The 23,319-nt window shown below is 65.4% G+C and carries 17 protein-coding genes; 11 read left to right on the top strand and 6 right to left on the bottom strand.

The window, feature by feature from the left end; genetic code table 11:
• Window position 1 precedes the first annotated feature (1 nt).
• From ccmE to DPM35_RS02650, 8 genes are all read left to right on the top strand, one after another.
• Window positions 2-445, top strand: coding sequence for a cytochrome c maturation protein CcmE (gene ccmE / locus DPM35_RS02685; protein ID WP_112125767.1), 444 nt, complete (start codon window positions 2-4; stop codon window positions 443-445).
• Window positions 445-2,430: a heme lyase CcmF/NrfE family subunit gene (locus DPM35_RS02680; protein WP_112125766.1), complete on the top strand. Its 1,986-nt coding sequence runs from the start codon at window positions 445-447 to the stop codon at window positions 2,428-2,430. Before ccmE ends, DPM35_RS02680 begins: the two co-directional genes overlap by 1 nt.
• Window positions 2,427-2,888, top strand: a complete 462-nt coding sequence (locus tag DPM35_RS02675; protein WP_112125765.1) for a cytochrome c-type biogenesis protein — start codon at window positions 2,427-2,429, stop codon at window positions 2,886-2,888. Before DPM35_RS02680 ends, DPM35_RS02675 begins: the two co-directional genes overlap by 4 nt.
• 172 nt (window positions 2,889-3,060) lie before the next feature.
• The gene (locus tag DPM35_RS02670) at window positions 3,061-4,614 is read left to right on the top strand and encodes a Do family serine endopeptidase (protein WP_112125764.1); all 1,554 of its coding nucleotides are present in this window, start codon (window positions 3,061-3,063) and stop codon (window positions 4,612-4,614) included.
• A gap of 203 nt (window positions 4,615-4,817) precedes the next feature.
• Window positions 4,818-5,492 carry a response regulator transcription factor gene (locus tag DPM35_RS02665; RefSeq protein WP_040991372.1) on the top strand — a complete coding sequence of 225 codons (675 nt, stop codon included), beginning with the start codon at window positions 4,818-4,820 and terminating at the stop codon, window positions 5,490-5,492.
• An 8-nt stretch (window positions 5,493-5,500) separates the two neighbouring features.
• Window positions 5,501-6,979 (top strand): sensor histidine kinase, encoded by a 1,479-nt coding sequence (locus DPM35_RS02660; protein WP_112125763.1) that lies wholly within the window; start codon window positions 5,501-5,503, stop codon window positions 6,977-6,979.
• 12 nt (window positions 6,980-6,991) lie between these two features.
• Window positions 6,992-9,964, top strand: coding sequence for a bifunctional [glutamine synthetase] adenylyltransferase/[glutamine synthetase]-adenylyl-L-tyrosine phosphorylase (locus DPM35_RS02655; RefSeq protein ID WP_112125762.1), 2,973 nt, complete (start codon window positions 6,992-6,994; stop codon window positions 9,962-9,964).
• A gap of 271 nt (window positions 9,965-10,235) precedes the next feature.
• Window positions 10,236-10,451: a hypothetical protein gene (locus tag DPM35_RS02650; protein WP_245431403.1), complete on the top strand. Its 216-nt coding sequence runs from the start codon at window positions 10,236-10,238 to the stop codon at window positions 10,449-10,451.
• A 160-nt stretch (window positions 10,452-10,611) separates the two neighbouring features.
• On the opposite strand, the gene DPM35_RS02645 is transcribed toward DPM35_RS02650, so the two are convergent.
• A complete protein-coding gene (locus DPM35_RS02645; protein WP_112125760.1) occupies window positions 10,612-12,933 on the bottom strand; it encodes a PAS domain-containing sensor histidine kinase in 2,322 nt (773 codons plus the stop codon).
• Window positions 12,934-13,229: 296 nt separating this feature from the next.
• Window positions 13,230-15,875: an aminopeptidase N gene (gene pepN / locus DPM35_RS02640; RefSeq protein ID WP_112125759.1), complete on the bottom strand. Its 2,646-nt coding sequence runs from the start codon at window positions 15,873-15,875 to the stop codon at window positions 13,230-13,232.
• A 153-nt stretch (window positions 15,876-16,028) separates the two neighbouring features.
• Between pepN and DPM35_RS02635 the strand changes: the two genes are divergently transcribed.
• Window positions 16,029-16,976 carry a DMT family transporter gene (locus DPM35_RS02635; protein WP_112125758.1) on the top strand — a complete coding sequence of 316 codons (948 nt, stop codon included), beginning with the start codon at window positions 16,029-16,031 and terminating at the stop codon, window positions 16,974-16,976.
• A 2-nt stretch (window positions 16,977-16,978) separates the two neighbouring features.
• Here DPM35_RS02635 and DPM35_RS02630 read toward each other — a convergent pair whose 3' ends face one another.
• The 3 genes from DPM35_RS02630 to DPM35_RS02620 all read right to left on the bottom strand — a co-directional run bounded on the left by DPM35_RS02630 (window position 16,979) and on the right by DPM35_RS02620 (window position 19,511).
• Window positions 16,979-17,791 carry a helix-turn-helix domain-containing protein gene (locus DPM35_RS02630; RefSeq protein WP_112125757.1) on the bottom strand — a complete coding sequence of 271 codons (813 nt, stop codon included), beginning with the start codon at window positions 17,789-17,791 and terminating at the stop codon, window positions 16,979-16,981.
• 93 nt (window positions 17,792-17,884) lie between these two features.
• Window positions 17,885-18,805, bottom strand: a complete 921-nt coding sequence (locus tag DPM35_RS02625; protein WP_112125756.1) for a uracil-DNA glycosylase — start codon at window positions 18,803-18,805, stop codon at window positions 17,885-17,887.
• 49 nt (window positions 18,806-18,854) lie between these two features.
• Entirely contained in the window at window positions 18,855-19,511 is a 657-nt protein-coding gene (locus DPM35_RS02620; RefSeq protein ID WP_112125755.1) for a hypothetical protein, read from the bottom strand.
• 250 nt (window positions 19,512-19,761) lie between these two features.
• Between DPM35_RS02620 and DPM35_RS02615 the strand changes: the two genes are divergently transcribed.
• On the top strand, window positions 19,762-21,441 hold the full coding sequence (locus DPM35_RS02615; RefSeq protein WP_112125754.1) for an electron transfer flavoprotein-ubiquinone oxidoreductase: 1,680 nt from the start codon (window positions 19,762-19,764) through the stop codon (window positions 21,439-21,441).
• Between the two features lie 131 nt (window positions 21,442-21,572).
• The gene (locus tag DPM35_RS02610; RefSeq protein ID WP_112125753.1) at window positions 21,573-22,175 is read left to right on the top strand and encodes a DUF922 domain-containing protein; all 603 of its coding nucleotides are present in this window, start codon (window positions 21,573-21,575) and stop codon (window positions 22,173-22,175) included.
• 32 nt (window positions 22,176-22,207) lie between these two features.
• Here the strand turns inward: DPM35_RS02610 and DPM35_RS02605 are convergent, their stop codons facing one another.
• Window positions 22,208-23,218, bottom strand: a complete 1,011-nt coding sequence (locus DPM35_RS02605; protein WP_181591925.1) for an endonuclease/exonuclease/phosphatase family protein — start codon at window positions 23,216-23,218, stop codon at window positions 22,208-22,210.
• Between the last annotated feature and the right edge of the window lie 101 nt (window positions 23,219-23,319).

The following is a 23,319-nucleotide window of genomic DNA, read 5'->3' as shown; positions in this document are numbered from 1 at the left end:
AATGACGCGCAAGCAGAAGCGACTGTCGGTGATCGTGGCGGGGCTGGCTTTCCTCGCCGCGGCCGCCGGACTGACCTTCTACGCGCTTGGCCAGAAGGCCTCCTATTTCTACATGCCGGCAGAGCTGGCAACGGCAAGCGTCCAGCCCGGACAGCGCATCCGCCTTGGCGGCCTCGTTGAAAACGGCACCGTCGTGCGCGGCAGCGGCGCAACCGTCGCCTTCTCGGTTACCGATACGCAGAAATCGGTCAAGGTGACCTATACCGGCATTTTGCCCGATCTCTTCCGCGAGGGGCAGGGCGTCATCACCGAGGGCGCTTTCGGTCCGGACGGGGTTTTCGTCGCCGACAGCGTCTTGGCCAAGCATGATGAGCGCTATATGCCGAAGGAGGTCGCCGATGGCCTGAAGGCCAAGGGCGTCTGGGTGGAAAGCAAGAGCCAATAATGGTTGAGACCGGACATTTCGCCCTCGTGCTCGCCTTCGCGCTGTCGCTGGTGCAGATGCTGGTGCCGCTGGTCGGCGCCCGCACCGGCAATCAGCGGCTGATGGCGGTCGGCGGTCCGGTGACCGTCACCGGCTTCGCGCTGACGGCGCTGTCCTTCGCGGCCCTTGCAAGCGCCTATGCCGGCTCGGATTTCTCGGTGGCGAACGTGTGGGAGAATTCCCATTCGCTGCAGCCGATGATCTACAAGATCACCGGCACCTGGGGAAACCACGAAGGCTCGATGCTGCTGTGGGTGCTGATACTGACCTTCTTCGGCGCGCTCGTCGCCGTCTTCGGCAACAATCTGCCGGCGACGCTCAAGGCCAATGTCCTGGCCGTGCAGGGCATGATCGGCGCGGCCTTCTTCCTGTTCATCCTGACGACCTCCAACCCGTTCATCCGCCTCAATCCGGCGCCGGTCGAGGGGCGCGACCTCAACCCGGTCCTGCAGGACCTTGGCCTCGCCATCCACCCGCCGCTGCTTTATCTCGGCTATGTCGGCTTCTCGGTCTGCTTTTCCTTCTCGGTCGCGGCCCTGATCGAGGGGCGCATCGACGCCTCCTGGGCGCGCTGGGTGCGGCCGTGGACGCTGGTCGCCTGGATGTTCCTCACCGGCGGCATCGCCATGGGTTCCTACTGGGCCTATTACGAGCTCGGATGGGGCGGCTTCTGGTTCTGGGATCCGGTCGAGAACGCCTCCTTCATGCCCTGGCTTGCCGGCACCGCGCTGCTCCATTCGGCCATCGTCATGGAGAAGCGCTCGGCGTTGAAGATCTGGACGCTGCTGCTTGCCATCCTCACTTTCTCGCTGTCGCTGCTCGGCACTTTCCTGGTGCGGTCGGGCGTGCTGACCTCCGTGCACGCCTTCGCCACCGATCCGGCGCGCGGCGTCTTCATCCTGTGCATTCTGACGCTGTTCATCGGCGGCTCGTTGGCGCTGTTTGCGCTGCGCGCATCCAGCCTGACAGCCGGCGGCCTGTTCCATCCGATCTCGCGCGAGGGCGCGCTGGTCCTCAACAACCTCTTTCTCACCACGGCCACCGCGACGGTGCTGGTCGGCACGCTCTACCCGCTGGCGCTAGAAGCGCTCACGGGTGGCAAGATCTCGGTCGGCGCGCCCTTTTTCGACCTGACTTTCGGCCCGCTGATGCTGCCGCTGCTGGCGATCGTGCCGTTCGGCCCGCTGCTCGCCTGGAAGCGCGGTGATGTGATTGCCGCCTCGCATCGGCTGATGGCGGCCTTCGCCCTGGCGATCGCCGCGATGCTGGTCACCGGCCTGTTCATCGACGGCGCCTCGGTTTTCGCCGCGCTTGGTGTCGGCCTCGCTGTCTGGCTGATCACGGGGGCGCTGACCGACCTTGCCGTCAAATCGGGCGCCGGCTCGGCGGCGCCGGCCATCATGCTTCGCCGTTTCGCCGGCCTGCCGCGCTCGGTTTTCGGCACCGCGCTGGCCCATCTTGGCCTTGGGTTGACCCTGCTCGGCATCGTTGGCACGCTCTGCTTCGGCAGCGAAAAAATCCTCACCATGCGGCCTGGTGAGACGGTGGAGCTCTCCGGCCACACGCTGCGCTTCGAAGGGCTTTTTCCGCAGAAAGGTCCGAACTTCACCGAGGATCGCGCCCGCTTCCTGCTGATCGGCGCAGACGGAAATGCCAGTGGCGAGATCTCTTCGGCAAAACGCTTCTTTCAGGCCCGGCAGACGGCAACGACCGAGTCCGGCATCAGGACGCTCGGCTTGAGCCAGCTTTATCTGTCGCTCGGTGACGAGGGCAATGACGGCTCCGTCGTGGTGCGCCTCTGGTGGAAGCCGCTGGTGACGCTGATCTGGGGCGGCGGGCTGGTGATGATGGCGGGCGCGGCCATGTCGCTGGCCGACCGCCGCCTGCGTGTCGGCGCGCCCGCGCGGCGCCGCAAGCCGGCCACCGCGTTGGCGAGCCCGACATGAGGGCAAGGTTTTCGCTCGCCTCGCTGGTCCTTCTGCTCGCCCTTGCGTTTACGGGCGCCGCGCAGGCGGTGAAGCCTGATGAAGTGTTGCAGGACAAGGCATTGGAGGCGAGGGCGCGTGCGCTGTCGGAAGGCCTGCGCTGCATGGTCTGCCAGAACCAGTCGATCGACGAATCCGATGCAGATCTCGCCCGCGATCTGCGCATCCTCGTGCGCCAGCGCCTCGTCGCCGGCGACACCGACCAGCAGGTGATGGACTATATCGTCTCGCGCTATGGCGAGTTCGTGCTCTTGAAGCCGCGCTTCAGCCCGCGCAACGCGCTTCTGTGGGCCACGCCGGTGCTCCTGCTTCTGGCCGGCGGCCTCTTCATCGTGCTCAGCGCCCGCTCGCGCCGGCCGGCATCGTCGGCGCTTTCGGCCGAAGAGCAGGCGGCGCTGGATAAGATGCTGCGCGACTGAGCGCCGTCGCGGACCTTGGTGATTGGCTTCAATCGCTTCTGAGGTCGCCAATCCCCAACATTACAAAACTTTCATGTATCGGAAATGGCGCCGTAATGTGCGGCTCTCTAATCCTCTTGCCCGAGGATGCTTCGCCTGAGCGCATCCACGTCGAAAGAGGAAACGAGACCCCATGAATATTGCCCCCAATTCATATTCCCGCACCCGAAAGCGCCTGATGGCCGCCGTCGCTTCCCTGGCGATTGTCGGCACCGTCGGCGCGGGCATGCTCGCAACCGGCACCGCCCCCGTGCTGGCCGATGCCGTGCGCGTGGAAGCCCCGCAGGTGCCGAGCTTCGCCGATGTCGTCGAGCACGTCTCGCCGGCGGTGGTCAGCGTCAAGGTCAAGGCCAAGATCCAGCCGACGGCCGATGACGGCTCCGACGACCAGAACGGTTTCGACAACCTGCCCGACAATCCGCAGCTGCGCCGCTTCTTCAAGGAGTTCCGCGGCTTCGGCGACCAGGGTGGCCAGCAGTTCGGCATGCGCCCGTTCAACCACCGCAACCACGGCAATGGCGAGCCACGTCCGGTTGCCCAGGGCTCGGGCTTCTTCATCTCGGAGGATGGCTATCTCGTCACCAACAACCATGTCGTGTCGGAAGGCTCGGACTTCACGGTCGTCACCAATGACGGCAAGGAGCTGGACGCCAAGCTGATCGGCACCGATCCGCGCACCGACCTCGCCGTGCTCAAGGTCGATGGCGGCGGCAACAAGTTCACCTATGTCGACTTCGCCGACGATTCCAAGATCCGCATCGGCGACTGGGTGGTTGCCGTCGGCAATCCGTTCGGCCTTGGCGGCACCGTCACGGCGGGCATCGTCTCGGCCCGCGGCCGCGACATCGGCGCCGGCCCCTATGACGACTTCATCCAGATCGACGCTTCGGTCAACCGCGGCAATTCGGGCGGCCCGACCTTCAATCTCAACGGCCAGGTGATCGGCATCAACACCGCCATCTTCTCGCCGTCGGGCGGCAGCGTCGGCATTGCCTTCGACATCCCGGCCTCGACCGCCAAGCAGGTCGTCCAGGACCTGATGAAGAGCGGCTCGGTCCAGCGCGGCTGGCTCGGTGTCGAGATCCAGCCGGTCACCTCCGATATCGCCGAATCGCTCGGCCTGAAGTCGGACAAGGGCGCGCTGGTGTCGAGCGCCCAGGATGGCGGGCCGGGCAAGAAGGCGGGCATCGTCGCCGGTGACGTCATCACCCAGGTCGACGGCAAGGATGTCGCCTCGCCGAAGGAGCTCGCCCGCATGATCGGTGCGTTCGCGCCGGGCAAGTCGGTGGACGTCACCGTCTGGCGCAACGGCAAGAACGAGACGGTCAAGGTCGACCTCGGCACGCTGCCGTCGAGCGACAAGCAGGCCTCGAACGACGGCAGCAGCAAGCAGTCGGCGCCCGCCGCCAAGGCCGACACGCTGGCCGATCTCGGCCTGACCGTCACCAAGGCGGAGAAGGGCAAGGGCCTCGTGGTCACCGATGTCGATCCCGACGGCGACGCGGCCGACCGCGGCATCCAGCCCGGCGACGTCATCACCTCAATCAATTCGAACGAGGTGAACACCACCGACGACGTCTCCAAGGCGATGACCGATGCAGCCAAGGCTGGCCGCAAGGCCGTGCTGATGCAGATCACCCGCGACGACTCGAACCGCTTCGTCGCGCTGCCAGTCGGCAAGGGCTGACATCTCGGCTTTCAGCTTTTCCCAGTGGCGGTATCAACACCCCCGAGCCGCCACCGGGAAAACATGGGGCCGAGCACGTAAGTCAGTCACCGTGTTTCGCTCCTGGCGGCAGCGGGTTTCCCATCACCCGCTGCCGCTTTAACTTGAAGGCATGAAGAATGGCTGCCTCTCAAACTTCCAGTGAAATCGCGTATAACGGCTCCATGAAGATTCTCGTCATGGAAGACGATCGCGAGGCGGCGGACTACTTGCAGAAAGCCTTTGCCGAAGCGGGCCATACCGCCCATGTCGCTGGCGACGGCGAGACCGGCTTCGCGCTCGCCGATGCCGGCGATTATGACGTGATGGTGGTCGACCGCCTGATGCCGCGCCGCGACGGCCTGTCGGTGATCGCCGCCCTTCGCTCGCGCGGCAACACCACGCCGGTGCTGATCCTGTCCGCGCTGGGCGAGGTCGACGATCGCGTCACGGGCCTGCGCGCCGGCGGCGACGATTATCTTACCAAGCCCTACGCTTTTTCCGAATTGCTCGCCCGCGTCGAGGTGCTGAACCGCCGCGCCAGCGCGCGCGAGTCCGAGACCGTCTACCGCGTCGGCGACCTCGAGCTCGACCGGCTGTCGCATTCGGTCAAGCGCGCCGGGCGAGAGATCACCCTGCAGCCGCGCGAGTTCCGCCTGCTCGAATATCTGATGCGCCATGCCGGCCAGGTGGTGACGCGCACCATGCTTCTGGAGAATGTCTGGGACTATCATTTCGATCCGCAGACCAACGTCATCGACGTCCATGTCTCGCGTCTGCGCGGCAAGATCGAAAAAGGCTTCGACAAGCCGATCCTGCACACCATCCGCGGCGCCGGCTACATGCTGAAGGGCGGGTAAAGCCGATCATGGCTCTTTCCCTGCCGGCCATCATGAAGACGACGGCGGCCCGGCTCTCGGCGCTTTATCTTCTGCTTTTCGCGCTCTGCGCGGTGCTGCTCGTGCTCTACATGACGTCGCTGTCGGCGCGCATGCTGACCGCGCAGACGCAGGAGACCATCAACGACGAGGTGCTGGGCCTGGCCCAAGCCTATCAGCGCGGCGGCCTGCCTGTGCTGGTGCGCGTCGTCGAGAACCGCTCGCGCCAGCCGGGCGCCAACCTCTATCTCATCGCCGACGCCAATGGCCAGATCCTGACCGGCAACGTGCAGAGCCTGGAGCCGGGGGTCATCGAGACGGAAGGCTGGACGACCGAGCCCTTTTCCTACCAGCGCTTCGGCGAGGGCGAGCTCGACCGGTTGCGGAGCGGAGCTACCGACCAGCCCGCGCCCAAGACCGGTGACGGCAGCAACCCCCAATCGACAGGCGAAAAGGGCCATAACGCCATCGCGCTGGTGCTGCGGCTGCCAAACCAGATGATCATGCTGGTCGGCCGCGACCTCGGCGAGCCCGAGCGCTTCCGCGCCGTCATCAGCCGGGCGCTGACGCTGGCGCTCGGCATGATGGGCCTGGGCGGGCTCCTGATCTGGTTCTTCGTCGGGCGCGCCGCGCTGAAACGCATCGACAGCGTCTCGGATGCCAGCCGCCGGATCATGGGCGGCGACCTCAGCGGACGGTTGCCGGTCACCGGCGCCGGCGACGAATTCGACCGCCTGTCGGAGAACCTCAATGCGATGCTGGCCCGCATCGCCATGCTGAACGAGGGGCTGAAGCAGGTCTCCGACAACATCGCCCATGATCTGAAGACGCCGCTGACAAGGCTGCGCAACCGCGCCGAGGCGACGCTTGCCGGCCGGCACAAGACGGAAGACTACCGCCAGGCGCTGGAAAGCACGATCGCGGAATCCGACCAGCTCATCAAGACGTTCAACGCCATATTGATGATCTCGCGCCTCGAGGCTGGCTACTCCTCGGAACAGACCGGTCCGGTCGATCTCGCCGCCACGGTGAGCGACGTCGTCGAGCTCTACGAACCGGTCGCGGAGGAAGCAGGGGTTTCGCTCGAAGCGACCGTGCCCGAGGCCTTCACGATCAACGGCAACCGCGAGCTGATCGGTCAGGCGCTGTCCAATATCGTCGACAACGCCATCAAATACTCGACCGACGCCGCCGAGGCGCCGAAAGTGCGTGTGGCGTTGGAGCGTGCCGGAAGCGAAATCAAGCTTACCGTCACCGACAATGGTCACGGCATTCCCGACCACGCCGATCGCGCCCGCGCCACCGAGCGCTTCGTTCGCCTGGAAAAGAGCCGCTCGCAGCCAGGCTCGGGCCTCGGCCTCAGCCTCGCCAAGGCAATCATGACTTTCCACAACGGCAGGCTTGATCTTGTGCCCGCAAATCCCGGATTGTCCGTGGTCATGAGTTTCCCGTTGCGGGACACGCATTGATAGCGCGGATAAATGGCGAAGAAGATCGATTCCGAGTTCCAGCTTAGCCCGACATTGGCGCTCCGGCCTCTGGACGCGAAACACGCGCGGCGCGAATTGTCGGAAATCGCGGATGCCGCCGAGGAAGAGGAGCTTTCCCGTCTCGCCGCCTTCCTGGCGGGCGAGGGGCCGCTGCAGGACCTGCTGGCGGCCGTCTTCGACCTCTCGCCCTTCCTGCGCGATGTGGCGCGCCGCCGGCCGGCAATCCTCGAGACGTTGTTCGACGAGACGGTCGAAGCGCGGCTCGCCGCCATCAGCGCGGCGATCGGCGGCGCGGCCAAGGCGGATGATGCCTCGGAATCCGGTCTGATGATGGCGCTGCGGCAATGGAAGACCGAAGCGCATTTCCTGATCGCGCTGGCCGATCTTTCCGGCGAGGCGGAGACCTCGGTGACGGTGCGCCGCCTCAGCGATCTCGCGGACGCCTGTACAAACGCCGCCGTCGATTTCCTGCTGCTCGACGCGCACCGGCAAGGTAAGCTCAAGCTGCCGAAGCCGGCGGTGCCGGCCAGGGATTCAGGCTGGATCCTGCTCGGCATGGGCAAGCTCGGCGCGCATGAGCTGAATTTTTCCTCCGATATCGATCTGGTCGTCTTCTTCGATCCGGAAGCGCCGGCCGTCATCGATCCGCTCGACGCGACCGAGCTGTTTTCCAGGCTCACCCGTCGGCTCGTGCGCATCCTGCAGGACCGCACCGAGCACGGCTATGTGTTCCGCACCGATCTCAGGCTGCGCCCCGATCCCGGCTCGACGCCGCTGGCGATTCCGGTCGAGGCGGCGCTTCGCTATTACGAGGCGCGCGGCCAGAACTGGGAGCGCGCCGCCATGATCAAGGCGCGGCCGGTAGCGGGCGACCTCGCCGCGGGCGCCGCCTTCCTCAAGGAATTGCAGCCTTATGTCTGGCGCAAATACATGGACTATGCCGCGATTGCCGACGTCCATTCGATCAAGCGCCAGATCCATGCCCATAAGGGCCATGGCGAGATCGCCGTGAAGGGCCATAACGTCAAGCTCGGCCGCGGCGGCATCCGCGAGATCGAGTTCTTCGTCCAGACCCAGCAGCTCATCGCCGGCGGCCGCTTCCCGGAGCTGCGTGGGCGCGAGACGGTACCGATGCTCGCAGCGCTCGCCGCGCGCGGCTGGATCACCGCCGACGCGCGCGATGCGCTCACGCGCCAATACTGGTTCCTGCGCCGCGTCGAGCACGCCATCCAGATGGTGGCGGACGAGCAGACGCATATCCTGCCCGACAGCGACGAGGAGCTGGAACGCATCGCGCTGATGCTGGGCTTTGCCGGCGAAGTGGACTTCACGCAGGCATTCCGTGCTTCGCTGCAGCAGGTCGAGCGCCACTATGCGGCGCTGTTCGAGACGGCGCCCGAACTGTCGGCCGGCGTCGGCAACCTTGTCTTTACCGGCGATGTCGACGATCCCGATACGCTGCAGACCTTGCACCGGCTCGGCTTCCACCGGCCGAGCGACATCTGCCGCGTCATCCGCGGCTGGCATTTCGGCCGCTACCGCGTCACCCAGTCGGCCGAAGCGCGCGAGCGGCTGACCGAATTGACGCCGGCGCTGCTCAAGGCCTTCGGCCAGACCCGACGCGCCGACGAGGCGCTGATCCGCTTCGACGAGTTCCTCGCCGGCCTGCCGGCAGGCATCCAGCTTTTCTCGCTGCTGCAATCCAATCCGGCGCTGCTCAAGCTGATGGCGACGATCATGGGGGCGGCGCCACGGCTGGCGGCCATCATCACGCGTCGCCCGCACGTCTTTGACGGCCTGCTCGATCCGGCGCTTCTCACCGAACTGCCGGACCGCGCCTACCTTTCGGCGCGGCTTGCCGCCTTCATCGAGGGGGACCGCGCCTATGAGGATGTGCTCGACCGCCTGCGCATCTTCGCCTCCGAGCAGAAGTTCCTGATCGGCGTGCGCCTGCTTGCCGGCTCGATCGATCCCGCGCGGGCGGGGCGCGCCTTCTCCGATCTCGCCGACCTCACCATCGAGGCCGCGCTTCAGGCGGTGATCGCCGAATTCGCGTTGCGCCACGGCAGCATCGCCGGCGGCAAGGTGGCGCTGCTCGGCATGGGCAAGCTCGGCAGCCGCGAGCTCACCGCCGGTTCGGATGTCGATCTCATCCTGCTCTACGACCATGACGCCGATGCGGAAGATTCCGACGGCGACAAGCCGCTGGCGCCGTCGCACTACTATACCCGCATGACGCAGCGCCTGATCGCCGCCGTCTCGGCGCCGACGGCCGAAGGCGTGCTCTATGAATTGGACCTGCGCTTGCGCCCATCAGGCAACAAGGGACCGGTCGCCACCCATATCGACGCGTTCAAGAAATATCAGCGCCAGGATGCCTGGACCTGGGAGCACATGGCGCTGGCGCGGGCGCGCGCCATCGGCGGCGATACCGAGCTTTGCGCCGAGCTCGACGACGAGGTGGCGGCGGTTCTGGCGCAGCCGCGCGATGCCGCCAAGGTGAAAACCGAGGCCTCGGACATGCGCGCCTTGATCGAGAAGGAAAAGCCACCGCGCGACCTCTGGGACATCAAGCTGATCCCGGGAGGGCTCATCGATCTGGAATTCATCGCCCAGGTCGCGACCATCACCGGCAATATCGAGCCCGGCCGCCGGGTGACGGCGACGACCGACATTCTGGCGCGGCTCGCCCCCGATTTCGCCGCACCCGATATCCGTGAAGAGCTTGCCGAGGCCTATCGGCTCTATCTGGAGCTGACGCAGATGATCAGGCTTTGCCTCACCGGCGAGTTCCAGCGCGACGATGTCCCGCCGGGTCTTTCGGACCTGCTCCTGGCAGTCACCGACCTGCCGGATTTCGCTGTGCTGGAAGCGCATCTCAAGGAGACGTCGCGGAAGGTCAGGAGAGATTTCGACCGTCTGCTTCGTGCGGGAGCGTCGCCATCAACCGCATCGTCGCCATGAGATTCCCGGGGTGACACATTAGCCACAGTTAATATTAATCGGCGATCCGGTCTTGCGCCATTGGCAGAGGTGTCCCGTAATGGGTCGATGGGTCTGGCACCGCAATTGCACTGCCAGCAATGCCGGGGAGTGAATTCACCCCGACGAAGGGGGGCCTCGCCGCTTCGCAAATGGAGCGGCGGGTTCTTTCAACGGCTGACTTGAAAGCCCCCCAAATCGCCAAAACCTGGGGCGTTGGGCAATTATGGATCTTAAGAAATTCTTGGTGGGCATGTTCGCAGCGTCATTCATGGTGGCGGTCTGGGCTGGCATGGAAACTGGTTCCGCCTGGACGGCGCTCGGATGGGCAATGCTGGCCATGGTCATCCTGCAGGTCGGATATTTCGGTCTCGTCGTCGCCTTGGTCTATAGACGGGCATCGAAGGGCACCGAGGCAAGCCCGGCGCCGGCGGCCGCAAACGATCTAAAACCCACCGGCTCAGTTTAGCGACCCGGCAGTCCGTTGGGGTGGGTTCGATCGACCGCCGCGCCTGACCGGCGCGGGCAAGCCGGCTGGGTGAATCGCAGTATTAGCAATTCTGGGATAACCTCCCCGGAGCGGACGCTTTCTCCTGCTTTGGCAGCACAGCGGGCGAAACCGGTCTGGCTTAAGCCGCCGCCTTCACCGCGGCCGGTGCCTTCTTCAGCGGAATGCGCACCGACACGATCGTGCCGACGCCTTCGGTCGAGCGGATCTTCAGCGCGCCGCCCTGCAGCTCGGCCAGCGAGCGCGAGATGGCGAGGCCGAGGCCTGAGCCGGTGTGGTTCTTGGAGAACTGGTTCTGCACCTGCTCGAACGGCCGGCCGAGCTTGCTCAGCGCCTGCTTGGGAATGCCGCAGCCATTGTCCTCGATGGTGAGCAGCAGCGCGCCCGACGTGTTGCGCGCCCTGACCGTGATCTTGCCGCCCTGTCCGGTGAACTTCACCGCGTTGGAGAGCAGGTTGATGGCGATCTGCTTGATGGCGCGCCGATCGGCATAGACCCGCATCGAGTCGGCGATGCGCGTTTCGACATTGATCGACTTTTCCGCCGCCTGCAGCGAGATCACCCGCACCGTTTCCTTGATCAGCGGGCAGAGGTCGATCTCCTCGCGGTCGAGCGAGAACTGGCCCGCCTCGATCTTCGACATGTCGAGGATATCGTTGATGACGCCGAGCAGGTATTTGCCGCTGCCGTTGATGTCGGTCGCGTATTCCTCGTAGCGCTCGGAGCCGAGCGGCCCGAACAGGCCCTGCTGCATCAGCTCCGAGAAGCCGATGATGGCGTTGAGCGGCGTGCGCAGCTCATGCGACATGTTGGCGAGGAACTCCGATTTGGCGCGGTTCGCCGCCTCGGCGCGCTCGGTTTCCTTCATGTATTTGCGGTTGAGCTCGACCAGTTCGCTGGAGCGTTCCTCCTCGGCGCGGCGGGCGAGGCTGAGATCGTGGATCGTCGCCATCAGCCGGCGCTCGCTGTCGACCAGCTTTTCCTGGTGCAGCTTGATCTGGGTGATGTCGGAGCCGACCGAGACGATGCCGCCGTCGCGGGTCCTGAGCTCGTTGACTTGCAGCCAGCGCCCGTCGGCAAGCTGGCGCTCCAGGGTGATGCCGCCATGCGGTCCATTGGCGTTGGCGAGCCTGCGCTCCGAGGCGAAGGCCAGCATCCGCTCTTCCAGCGCATCACGACCGACGCCAGGCACGACATCGCGGTCCGACAGCCCGTTGTCCTTCTGGAACTTCGAATTGCACATGATCAGCCGCTCGGAGGCATCCCACAGCACGAAGGATTCGTTGATGTTCTCGATCGCGGTCCTCAGCCGCATGTCGGCCGCTTCCGAACGCAGCGCGAGATGCCGCTGCTCGGTGACATCGACGGCGATGCCGATCAGCTGGATCTCCGGCGCTTCCGGATCGATCACCTGCGCGCGGGCCCGCATCCAAACCCATTGCCCGTCGGCATGGCGCATGCGGAAGACCTTGTCGATATGGTCGATCTCGCGTTCGACGATGCGGTTGGCGAGTTCGAACAGGTCGCCGTCCTCAGGATGGATGATCTCGTCGACCTCTCCGAAGGACAGCATCGCATCGCAGGGTTCATAGCCCAGCATGTCGTACATCGAGCGCGACCAGTACATTTTGCCGCGCACCATGTCCCAGTCCCACAGCCCGCAGCGGCCGCGCACCAGCGCCATGTCGATGCGCTGATGCGCCTCGAGATAGATGCGGTCCGCCGCCTGGGCGCGCGCCGCCTGGCCGAAATAGGCGTAGAGGATGACGATCAGCACGCCGGCAGTCAGCACGAACAGCGTGACGTTCAGCGACATCGATTTGCGCCAATTGTCGAACACCGCTTCCTGCGGCACCAGCACGGCGGCCGCGTGTTTGCGATCGCCGCTGAGGCTGACGGCGGCAAACCACTCCTGTCCGGCGATCGAGACATCCATCACGCCGGCGCGGTCGCCGAACATGAACAGCGGCTGGCCGCCCAGCACGAGGCTGTCCAGCGTGCGGCCCTGCCAGCCCGTCGACAGCGGCGAGACGGCGATGACCTTGAAGGCGCCGTCGGTGATGGCAAGCACATGGGCGCGGCTCATGGCGCCCTGCCGGCTGGTGCTTTCCAGCAGGCTGATGGCGTTGGCGCCCGCCGCGTTGGGGTCCGCGGTGATCGCCTGCGCCATCTGGCCGGCGGCCAGCGCCAGCACCGCCTTGGCGTCGCGCTCGATCTCGTCATGCTCGTTCATCAGCGACAGGAAGCGCAGCGCCGCGATGACGATGAGGAAAATAACGATCAGCGCCGGGATCGACCGGCGCAGAAACGGCTCGGCGGCCAACAGCCGCTGATAGGTAGGTTCGGCGATCAGGCGCGTATTGCCGGCAAGTCCATCGCTCCTTGCCTTGCGACGCGCAAAAGCCTTCCCTCCGGGCGCGCCCCACGCGTCCGCCTTGGCCATAAATGGCACTCCCCGATCTGCCGTATACTGGATGATCCGGATACGCCGCACGCCCGAATCGCCATTAAAGAATCAAAGCCGATTCGCCTTGTCCAGTGGCGCGGGCGAAAAAGATTAAAAGTTGATTGAAATTTTTCGTTTTCCCTTCTCCCTTGCGGGAGAAGGTGGATCGGCGCGCAGCGCCGAGACGGATGAGGGGTGTTCCAGCGAGGTGCGACGCTCGTGGCATCTGGAGCACCCTTCATCCGTCGCCTTCGGCAACACCTTCCCCCACAAGGGGGGAAGGAGAGGCAGCGCTACGCCAACGTGCGCTCCACAATATCCCGCAGATCAGCCGACAGGTTCTCCACCTTGGCCATGTCGAGCAGCGCCTGCTTGGCCTTGGCCTGGCGTCCGGGCTCCAGCGAGCGCCAGGACCTGAGCGCCGTCGCCAGCCGCGCGGCCACTTGCGGGTTGCGCTTCTCGACCTCCAGCACCGTCTCGGCGAACAGGCGGTAGCCTTCGCCGTCGGCGCGGTGGAAGCCGGTCTGGTTGGCGCTGGAGAAGGTGCCGATCAGCGAGCGAACACGGTTCGGATTGGCGATCGAGAAGGCTGGATGCCGCATCAGCGTGCGCACCTTGTCGACGGTCCGTGGGCCGGGCACGCCGGCCTGGATCTGGAACCATTTGTCGAGCACCAGCGCATCGCTTCGATAGCGCGCCTCGAAGGCTGCCAGCGCCTCTTCGGCCCCGGCCGTGCCCGAATGGCGGTGCGCCAGCACGGCCAGCGCCGCCGCGCGGTCGGTCATGTTGGTGGCGGCAGCAAAGTGCCGCGCGGCGAGGTCCGAGCCGCCCGGCAGCAGCGAAAGATAATCGAGCAGGATGTTGCGGAGCGCCCTGCGCCCGGCGCTTGCCGCGTCCGGGCTAAACGCGCCCTTGTCGACAAGGCTGCCGTAGAGCGCCAGGAAAGCATCGCGGTTTGCCTCGGCGATGGTGCGCGCCAGCGCTTCGCGCGCGGCGAAGATGGCGTCGGGGTCGATGCCCTTGCCGATGTCGCGGGCAATGTCGGCTTCGCCGGGAAGCGTGAGCGCCAGCGCCCGATAGGCCGGCTCCAGCGCCTCGTCGCCGGCGATCCTGCCGGCAAGCTCGGCCAGCCGTGCCGCGAAGACCGGCTCCTTGCCGCCGAGGATCTGGCGGAAGGCGGCGATCAGCGCGTCGGTCAAAAGCGTGTTGAACGCCTGCCAGCGCGAGAAGGCGTCGCTGTCATGCGCCGCGAGGAAGAACTGGTCTTCCGCTTTCTGCTGCACCGACAGCGTGATCGGCGCCGAGAAGCCGCGGTTGAGCGACACCGAAGGCCGTTCCGAGACGCCCGAAAAGCGCACCGTGTGCCGCCGCTTGCGGATGTGGATGACGCCGTCATCCACCGTCGCGCCCTCGACAGCCGTCCAGGTGACAGGCTTGCCGTCGGCGCCCACCAGGCCGAAGGCCAGGGGAATATGCATCAGCCTCTTGCGGCTTTCCGACGGCGTTGGCGGCACCGACTGTTCGATCTCCAGCGTGAATTCCCTGGCCGCCGCATTATGCGTCGAGCTCACCGTCAGATTCGGCGTGCCGGCCTGGTGATACCAGAGCGCGAATTGCGCGAGGTCGCGGCCCGACACGTCCTCGAAGACTTTCAAAAAGTCCTCGATCGTCGCGGCCTCGCCGTCGTGCCGCTCGAAATAGAGATCCATGCCGGCACGGAAGGTCTCCGGCCCGAGAATGGTGCGGATCATGCGCACCACTTCCGAGCCCTTCTCGTAGACGGTCGCCGTGTAGAAATTGTTGATCTCGCGGTAGCGGCGCGGCCTGACCGGATGCGCCAGCGGTCCCTGGTCTTCCGGGAACTGGTGCGCGCGCAGCGTGCGCACCTCGGCGATGCGTTTCACCGCCCGCGAACGCTGGTCGGCGGAGAATTCGTGGTCGCGGTAAACCGTCAGCCCTTCCTTGAGGCAGAGCTGGAACCAGTCGCGGCAAGTGATTCTGTTGCCAGTCCAATTGTGGAAATACTCATGCGCGATGATCGCCTCGATGTTGGCGAAGTCGGCATCCGTCGCGGTCTCCTCGTCGGCCAGCACATATTTGTCGTTGAAGACGTTGAGGCCCTTGTTCTCCATCGCCCCCATATTGAAGTCCGACACGGCGACGATGTTGAAGACGTCGAGGTCGTATTCGCGGCCGAAGGCTTCCTCGTCCCATTTCATGGAGCGCTTCAGCGCGTCCATCGCATAGCCGGCAAGCCGCTCCTTGCCAGGCTCCACATAGATGCCGAGCTCGACCTCGCGGCCGGACATGGTGGTGAAGCTGCCCGCCACCTTGCCGAGCGCGCCCGCTACCAGGGCGAAGAGGTAGGAGGGTTTGGGGAAGGGGTCGTGCCAGATCGCGTAGTGCCTGCCGTTGGCAAGCGCGCCGCGTTCGACGGGATTGCCGTTGGAAAGCAGCAGCGGCGCCTCGTTATGCGGGGCTTCGATGCGCACCGTGTAGACCGACAGGATGTCGGGACGGTCGAGGAAATAGGTGATGCGTCTGAAGCCCTCGGCCTCGCATTGCGTGCAATAGACGTTGTTGGAGCGATAGAGGCCCATCAGCGCCTCGTTGCGCGAAGGTGCGATCTCCGTCTCCAGGCGAAGCTCGAAGCGCTGTGCCGCCGGCGGCTTCGGGATCGTCAGCCGGTCCGGCGTCCCATCGTAGTCGCCGGCCTGAAGCACATGCCCGTCGATAGCGACGCCAAGCAACGTCAGCCCGTCGCCGTCGAGCACCAGCGGCGCCGTTGCCGCGACGCCCTCACGCCGCTCGATGGTAAGCAGCGCGGTGACATGGGTCGCGTCCGGCGACAGGCGGAAGTCGAGGCTGGTCCTCGGGATGAGATAATCGCTGGGGCGATAGTCTTCGAGCTTGAAGACATGGCCGGTATCGGTGCGCATTCCCTGGGCTTTTCCTGTCGATTTCGTGCAGGGGCCAGCTTGGCTGGTCCAAGAATTTTGAGGTGCGCGCTCTTTACACGAAACCGCCACTCGACAAAACTGCACAAAGGCCTCATTTGCGGCTTCGTTTTCCAACCATCCTTACGAGGCAAGATGACCGTCGATCATGCCGCCGGCCACAGCACGCTGCGCGGCATTACGCTGAAGATCGTCTCGGTGGCGGTCTTCGTTGGCATGCAGACCTGCATCAAAGCGGCCGGCGGCGTGCCCGCCGGGCAGATCGTCTTCTTCCGCTCCTTCTTCGCCATCTTCCCGATCATCGCCTTCCTGGCCTTCAAGGGAGAGTTGGCAACGGCATTCACCACGAAACGGCCGTTTAACCACATCGCGCGCGGCCTGGTCGGTGTCGGCGCCATGGGCCTCGGCTTCTTCGCGCTGACCAGGCTGCCGCTCCCCGAAGCGATCACGCTGAACTACGCCCAGCCGCTGCTGGTGGTGGTGTTCTCCTCGGTCTTCCTCGGCGAGACCATCCGCGTCTACCGCTGGAGCGCGGTCGTCGTCGGTCTTGCCGGCGTGCTGGTCATCTCCTGGCCCGAACTGACGCTGCTCAATTCCGATCAAGGCCTCGACGACCAGGAGGTGCTCGGCGTCTTGGCGGCGCTGATCGCCGCCGCGATCTCGGCGGTCGCCATGCTCCTGGTGCGCAATCTGGTGCAGACGGAGAAGACGGCGACCATCGTTCTATGGTTCTCCTCGACGGCTTCGGTGCTGTCGCTTTTCACACTGCCTTTCGGCTGGCAGGCGCTGACGCCGCTGCAGGCGGCACTGCTCGTTTTCGCCGGCTTCTGCGGCGGGCTTGGCCAGATCCTGATGACCGCGGCCTATCGCCATGCCGAGGCTTCCGTCGTGGCGCCGTTCGAATACACCTCGATGATCCTCGGCGTCGTCGTCGGCTATTTCGTCTTCGGCGACGTGACCTCGCTCAACACGCTGATCGGCGGCGTCATTGTGGTCGCCGCCGGCATCTTCATCATCTGGCGCGAGCGCCAGCTCGGCCTGGAGCGCACGCGCACCAGGACGGCCGCGCCGCCGCAGGGGTAAGACTACGAGGTCGCCGCCCGCTCCTTCGCCAGCCGCACCAGCACCGTCCGCGTCTGCTCATCGGCCGGAAAGAAGGATTCGATCGCCAGCTCCGACAGCGTGACGTCGAGCGGCGTGCCGAATACGGTGATGGTGCTGATGAAGGAGAGCACAGTGCCGCCATGCGCGAGCCGGAGCGGATGGACGATGCCGCTCGGTTCGACCGGCGCCGGTCGGCTGCTCTTCAGGCCGGACGGGTAGGCGCGCAATTCTCGCTCCAGCTCGATCAGCACCGGATCGCCGGTCGCGTCGTTCTGGTGCTTCAGCCGTTCGAGCAGATGCGCACGCCACTCGGCGAGATTGACGATGCGCGGCGCCACGCCGCCCGGATGGAGGCTGAGCCGCAGTACATTGACCGGCGATTGGAGCAGCGACTGTTCGGAAATATCGGCAAGGAACGGGGCGATCGCGGTGTTTGCCGAAACCAGGTTCCAGTGCCGGTCCACCGCCAGCGCCGGAAAGGGCTCGTGGCCCTTGAGCACGGTCTCGACCGCGGCCATCGCCGGCGCCAGTGTTGCGTCGCTGAGTGATTTTTCGCTGAAGCTTGGCGCGAAACCTGCCGCAAGCAGCAGCTGGTTGCGTTGCCTGAGCGGGATCGACAGCTGCTCGGCCAGATGCAGCACCATCTCCCGCGACGGCCGGGCGCGGCCGCTCTCGACGAAGGAGAGATGCCGCTGCGAGATATCGGCCTCCATGGCGAGGTCGAGCTGGCTCATGCGCCGCCGCGTGCGCCACTCGCGGATCAGGCTGCCGGCGGACGGTTCGGATGTGGTCATGGACGGATGAGTAGGGCGGCGGGCGGAGCAATTCAATTACCTGGGAGGTTATTGCCTCCCCCTTCTCCCACAAGGGAGAAGGAAAGGCCGCGCTTACCCCAGCGCCCGCAACTTCGCCTTCACCTCGAGAAAATCCCGCCAGGCCAGTTTCTTGTGCGCCGGCGTCCGCAAGAGATAGGCCGGGTGCAGCGTCGGCATCGCCGGAATGGCTATGCCCGATGCGGTCGTATGCACCCGCCAGTTGCCGCGCAGGCGCAGAATGCCCTCGGTCGTGTTGAGCAGCGTCTTGGCCGATGGCCCGCCGAGATTGACCAGCACCTTCGGGTTGACCAGCTCGATCTGCCTTTCGATGAAAGGCCGGCAGATTTCGGTCTCGTGCGGCGTGGGCGTGCGGTTGCCCGGCGGCCGCCACGGAATGACGTTGGCGATATAGGCCGAGGTCCGGTCGAGGCCGATCGCCCCCAGCATGCGGTCGAGCAGCCGGCCGGAGCGGCCGACGAAGGGCAGGCCTTCGAGGTCCTCGTCGCGGCCCGGCGCCTCGCCGACCAGCATCAGGTCGGCGTTCGGATTGCCGTCGGCGAAGACCAGGTTCTTGGCGGTGAATTTGAGGTTACAGCCGTCGAAGGCGGCCATGTACTGGCGCAACTCGTCCAGCGTCGTCGCGCGGGCGGCAAGCTGGCGCGCCAGCAGGGCCTGCGCCTCGTCGGGAACGGCCGCCGCCGGCGCACGCGCGGGTGCGTCCGGAATATTGCTGGCGTCGAGGCCGGACAAGGGCGCTGGCGGGTTCTCAACGCGTTCCGGAGCCCGCTCGGGTGCCGTCCGGCTCTCGGGCGCGGCTTCGCGGCGGGGCGCTGCCGGCGCGCGCTCGGCGGGCCTGCGTTCGGCTGGCTTCGCCGTCGGTTCGGCGAACCGGTTGATCGGCGTGTCTTCGAGCGCGTCGTCCACGCCGGCGCTGGCATAGAAGGCGAGTAGTTCGGCGATCTCGGCTGGTGTTCTGGGAGAGGCGGCAGTCATGGCGCCAACATCGTCCGCGCGGTTCGAATTTGCAACCGTGGTAAGACTTTTAGCCGGTCGGTATGCGCGGATCCTGCACGATGTAGAACGTCCAGCGCGGCGTGTAGTCGGTGATTAGGAAATCGAAGGTCGCCGTCTTCAGCGGGTCGACCTTGCCGTTCCTGAACAGCAGCTGGTCGTAAGGTTCGAACTTGCGCTCGAAATCGGCGAAATTGCTCGACCAGATGTTGTCGGGCGTCTTGTTGCGCTGGTCGAAGGACAGGCCATCGCCGAACACGCTAGGCTGGCCGAGGATCTCCTGCAGCTCGAACTGGAACTCCACCCAGGGGAGCGCGCTGTTGTTGAGCACGTCGATGCGCATATACATCACGCCGTTGGCGACCTCGCCGGCTTTGCCGAAGGGCTCGATCGGCTTGGTTGCGCGAATGGTCAGCGTCACCGGCGTCGCCGTGTTCAGTTCCTCCTTGATGACCAGCGGGTCTTCCTTGGTGCCGATGCCGGAAGCGCCGGTGATGCGGAAGCCGCCCAGCTCATCGGAGAAGGAATAGGCGCCCGTCGCCCAGACCTTCACCGGATCGGCCCGGACTGACGTGGTCAAAAGTGCCGGCACGCTCAAGAAGAGGAGCGGAAGAACCGCCCGCCAGGCCAGGCCTGACGTGAAGAGTAAGCGCTTCGATGGAAAGCCGGACGGCTCTGGACTGCGCATGGCTTGAAGTATTGCCGATAACCAAGCCGTCGAACAATTAAAAACATGCAGGCGCCGCCTGGCCTGCCAACCTGCCGGGTCTGGCCTATGCTTGGCCATGGCATGTGCTGCTGCCTTTTCGTAGGAAAACCGCGACTTTTTGTCGAAATCGGCGTTGTCACGTCAGCGCCGGTTTCGCGTCGCGAATTGATGCGCTATGCAGCGCGTGAGCCAGCAGAATGCGAGAACATGGCGAGCCAGTGAGGGGCCGATGAGCGAAATCGAACGCGAGAGCATGGAATTCGACGTGGTGATCGTCGGCGCGGGTCCCGCCGGCCTTGCCGCGGCGATCCGCCTGAAGCAGCTCAACCCTGAGCTTTCCGTCGTTGTGCTGGAAAAGGGCGGCGAGGTCGGCGCGCACATCCTGTCCGGCGCCGTCGTCGACCCGATCGGCATCGATCGCCTCCTGCCCGGCTGGCGCGAGGAGAGCGATCATCCGTTCAAGACGCCGGTGACCGACGACCATTTCCTGGTGCTCGGCCCGGCCGGTTCGTTCCGCCTGCCGAACTTCCTGATGCCGCCGCTGATGAACAATCACGGCAACTACATTGTCTCGCTCGGCAATGTCTGCCGCTGGCTGGCGACCAAGGCCGAAGCGCTGGGCGTCGAGATCTATCCCGGTTTTGCCGCCGCAAGCCTCGTCTATAACGATGCCGGCGCCGTCACCGGCGTCATCACCGGCGACATGGGCGTCGAGAAGGACGGCACGCATGGCCCGGCCTACGCGCCCGGCATGGCGCTGATGGGCAAATATGTGCTGATCGGCGAGGGCGCGCGCGGCTCCTTGGCCAAGCAGCTTATCGCCAAATATCGGCTTGCCGATGGCCGCGAGCCGGGCAAGTTCGGCATCGGCCTCAAGGAACTCTGGCAGGTCAAGCCGGAGAACCACAAGCCGGGTCTGGTGCAGCACTCGTTCGGCTGGCCGCTCGACATGAAGACTGGCGGCGGCTCCTTCCTCTATCATCTCGAGGACAACCAGGTGGCGGTCGGCTTCGTCGTTCACCTGAACTACAAGAACCCCTGGCTTTCGCCCTTTGAGGAGTTCCAGCGCTTCAAGACGCACCCGGCGATCGCCGGCACCTTTGCGGGCGCCAAGCGCATCGGCTACGGCGCGCGCGCCATCACCGAGGGCGGCTGGCAGTCCGTGCCGAAGCTGTCGTTCCCGGGCGGCGTGCTGATGGGCTGCGCGGCCGGCTTCGTCAACGTGCCGCGCATCAAGGGTTCGCACAATGCGGTGCTGTCCGGCATGCTGGCGGCCGAGCATGTCGCGGACGCCATCGCGGCGGGTCGGGCCAATGATGAGCTCGCCTCCTACGAGGAAGCCTGGCGTGGCAGCGACATCGGCAAGGACCTGAAGAAGGTGCGCAACGTCAAGCCGCTCTGGTCACGCTTCGGCACCATCATCGGCGTCGGCATCGGCGGCCTCGACATGTGGCTGAACACGCTGTTCGGCTTCTCGCCCTTCGGCACGCTGAAGCATGGCAAGGCCGACTATGCGACGCTCGAGCCGGCATCCAAGCATCAGAAGATCGCCTATCCGAAGCCGGATGGCGTCTTGACCTTCGACCGGCTCTCCTCGGTTTTCCTCTCCAACACCAACCATGAGGAAAACGAGCCGGTGCATCTGATCGTCGGCGACATGGCGCTGCAGCAGCGTTCCGAGCACGACGTCTTTGCCGGTCCCTCGACCCGCTACTGCCCGGCCGGCGTCTATGAATGGGTGGACAAGGACGGCAATGCCGCCGCCGATCCGTCGGCCAAGGACGTGCGCTTCGTCATCAACGCGCAGAACTGCGTGCACTGCAAGACCTGCGACATCAAGGATCCGAACCAGAACATCAACTGGGTGCCGCCACAAGGCGGCGAAGGCCCGGTCTACCAAGGCATGTGATCCGCTCCGACCGGGCCGTCTCGACCGCCGCTCCATCGACAACCATCGACGGTTCGGGCCGACCGGCTCCTTACGCTTGAAATTGCAAGCGGCTTATAGTTCCTTCTCTGCGGATAAGGAGCAAATGGGCCATGCGCCTGGCGGTTCTTACATGCCTCATCACGCTCGGCGGCCTATGCGGCGCCGCCCCGGAAGCCCTGGCCGGCACCAAGGTGCTGGTCACGACTCGCAACTATGACATCGCCGGCGCGACGGGGGCTGCCCTGGTCGAAGCGATGAACCACAAAGGTCCCAAGCACGGCTTCATGACCCGCGCCATCGCCGACACCAGCTATGTGGTGAACTGGAAGCTGGACGTGGACCGCACCGACGGGGTCTGCAGATTGCGAGGCGCCGACGGAACGATGGAGCTCACCTACAATTTTCCTCGCCTGGCCTCGCCGCCGACACCCAAGCTCGAGCGGCGCTGGCGGCGCTTCCTCGCCGGCGTTCATGCGCACGAGCATCACCACGGTCGCATAGCCGAGGCCATGATGCGCGCCACCGCAAAGTCCATTGCCGGCCTGAAGCTTGCCGACAATTGGTTCTGCACCGCCACCCATCGCGAGGCCAGGCGCCGGATCGATGCCGTTTACGCGCAATACGAAGCGAAACAGAACGCCTTCGACGCACGCGAGCACCGCGACGGCGGCCATGTCGACCGGCTGGTCAATGCATTGGTGGGGAAGAACTGAGGCTTCAGCCTGTTCGCCTGCCAGGGGAGGCGTCAGCTGCGTGGCTTGTCCGGCGCGTCATTCGCCGCCAGCGCCGACTTGTGCGCGTCCTCGGGCGGGTCGCTTGCGGGCGGCAGCGTGAATTCGACCAGCACCGGCAGATGGTCGGAGCCTGTATCCTCCAGCCGGGCCGACGAAAGGATCGTCACCCCGCCCTTGCTGAACACCTGGTCGATCGGCAGGCCCGCATAGCGACGCAGGACGTCGGGCAGCGTGCGATGGATCCAGGTCGGGCCGGCCGAGGGCATCAGCGTCATGCCGCTGAGCCGCGCCACACGCCGCGCCGCCGCGCTCCACGGCACGGCATTGCAGTCGCCTGCCATGATGGCGGTTTCGCCGAGCGCTGCCAGCGGTTCCGCCAGTTGGCCGATCTGCCAGTACTGCTCCTTCGGCCACGGCCAGCTGAGGTGGATCGCGGCGACGTCGACCGGAACGCCGTTGAAGTCGATCGTGGCGGTCGCCATCGCGCCGCGCGGCTCGCAACGCGGCGCGGTTCCGGCGGCGAACGGACGGCGTGACAAGAGCGCCACGCCGAATATACCGTTGGGATAGTCGCACAGGATGCGATAGGGATAGGCGCCGGCAATATAGCCGAGCTCTTTCGTCCACATGCCGGACACTTCGTCGAGCGTGATGACGTCCGGATTGGTCCGGCCAATCAGCGACAGCACCTTCTTCGGCGTTGGGTTGTTGAAGCGCAGGTTCATCTGCAGCAGGCTGTAGACGATCCGGTCGGCCGGCTTCGCGACCGCCTGCTGCGTCGACAGCCTGGGCAGCGCGCTCGTGGTCGTGGCGAGGCAGACAATGGCGAAGACCAGGGCCGCGACGGCCTGCAGCCGGTAGGAACCGGCAAGCAGCGGCAGCGCGAGCAGCACCGTCAGCACGCTCAGATGCATGCGGAAATGCGAGAAGGAATCGAAGGCCGGATGCAGCGTGCCGAAGAACCCGGCCAGCAGCGCGGCCGAGAATCCCATCATCGCCAGGAATGTCAGCTGAGCCATCATGCTCAAGCGCGCACCGCCCGTAGTCATCTTATTGCCCCGGCAATCCGTTCTGATCGCTTATCGGCCAAATTGCGGCTCAAGCAAGACGACGGATTGCCTCG

The organism is Mesorhizobium atlanticum (genome assembly GCF_003289965.1).
GTDB classification, from domain to species: Bacteria; Pseudomonadota; Alphaproteobacteria; order Rhizobiales; family Rhizobiaceae; genus Mesorhizobium; species Mesorhizobium atlanticum.
This window is presented reverse-complemented; position numbering and strand designations above follow the sequence as displayed.

Bases quoted from the DNA above. Each gene is read 5' to 3' on its own strand.
- ccmE (WP_112125767.1), top strand. From the start codon at position 2: ATGACGCGCAAGCAGAAGCGACTGTCGGTGATCGTGGCGGGGCTGGCT.
- DPM35_RS02680 (WP_112125766.1), top strand. From the start codon at position 445: ATGGTTGAGACCGGACATTTCGCCCTCGTGCTCGCCTTCGCGCTGTCG.
- DPM35_RS02675 (WP_112125765.1), top strand. From the start codon at position 2,427: ATGAGGGCAAGGTTTTCGCTCGCCTCGCTGGTCCTTCTGCTCGCCCTT.
- DPM35_RS02670 (WP_112125764.1), top strand. From the start codon at position 3,061: ATGAATATTGCCCCCAATTCATATTCCCGCACCCGAAAGCGCCTGATG.
- DPM35_RS02665 (WP_040991372.1), top strand. From the start codon at position 4,818: ATGAAGATTCTCGTCATGGAAGACGATCGCGAGGCGGCGGACTACTTG.
- DPM35_RS02660 (WP_112125763.1), top strand. From the start codon at position 5,501: ATGGCTCTTTCCCTGCCGGCCATCATGAAGACGACGGCGGCCCGGCTC.
- DPM35_RS02655 (WP_112125762.1), top strand. From the start codon at position 6,992: ATGGCGAAGAAGATCGATTCCGAGTTCCAGCTTAGCCCGACATTGGCG.
- DPM35_RS02650 (WP_245431403.1), top strand. From the start codon at position 10,236: ATGTTCGCAGCGTCATTCATGGTGGCGGTCTGGGCTGGCATGGAAACT.
- DPM35_RS02645 (WP_112125760.1), bottom strand. From the start codon at position 12,933: ATGGCCAAGGCGGACGCGTGGGGCGCGCCCGGAGGGAAGGCTTTTGCG.
- pepN (WP_112125759.1), bottom strand. From the start codon at position 15,875: ATGCGCACCGATACCGGCCATGTCTTCAAGCTCGAAGACTATCGCCCC.
- DPM35_RS02635 (WP_112125758.1), top strand. From the start codon at position 16,029: ATGACCGTCGATCATGCCGCCGGCCACAGCACGCTGCGCGGCATTACG.
- DPM35_RS02630 (WP_112125757.1), bottom strand. From the start codon at position 17,791: ATGACCACATCCGAACCGTCCGCCGGCAGCCTGATCCGCGAGTGGCGC.
- DPM35_RS02625 (WP_112125756.1), bottom strand. From the start codon at position 18,805: ATGACTGCCGCCTCTCCCAGAACACCAGCCGAGATCGCCGAACTACTC.
- DPM35_RS02620 (WP_112125755.1), bottom strand. From the start codon at position 19,511: ATGCGCAGTCCAGAGCCGTCCGGCTTTCCATCGAAGCGCTTACTCTTC.
- DPM35_RS02615 (WP_112125754.1), top strand. From the start codon at position 19,762: ATGAGCGAAATCGAACGCGAGAGCATGGAATTCGACGTGGTGATCGTC.
- DPM35_RS02610 (WP_112125753.1), top strand. From the start codon at position 21,573: ATGCGCCTGGCGGTTCTTACATGCCTCATCACGCTCGGCGGCCTATGC.
- DPM35_RS02605 (WP_181591925.1), bottom strand. From the start codon at position 23,218: ATGATGGCTCAGCTGACATTCCTGGCGATGATGGGATTCTCGGCCGCG.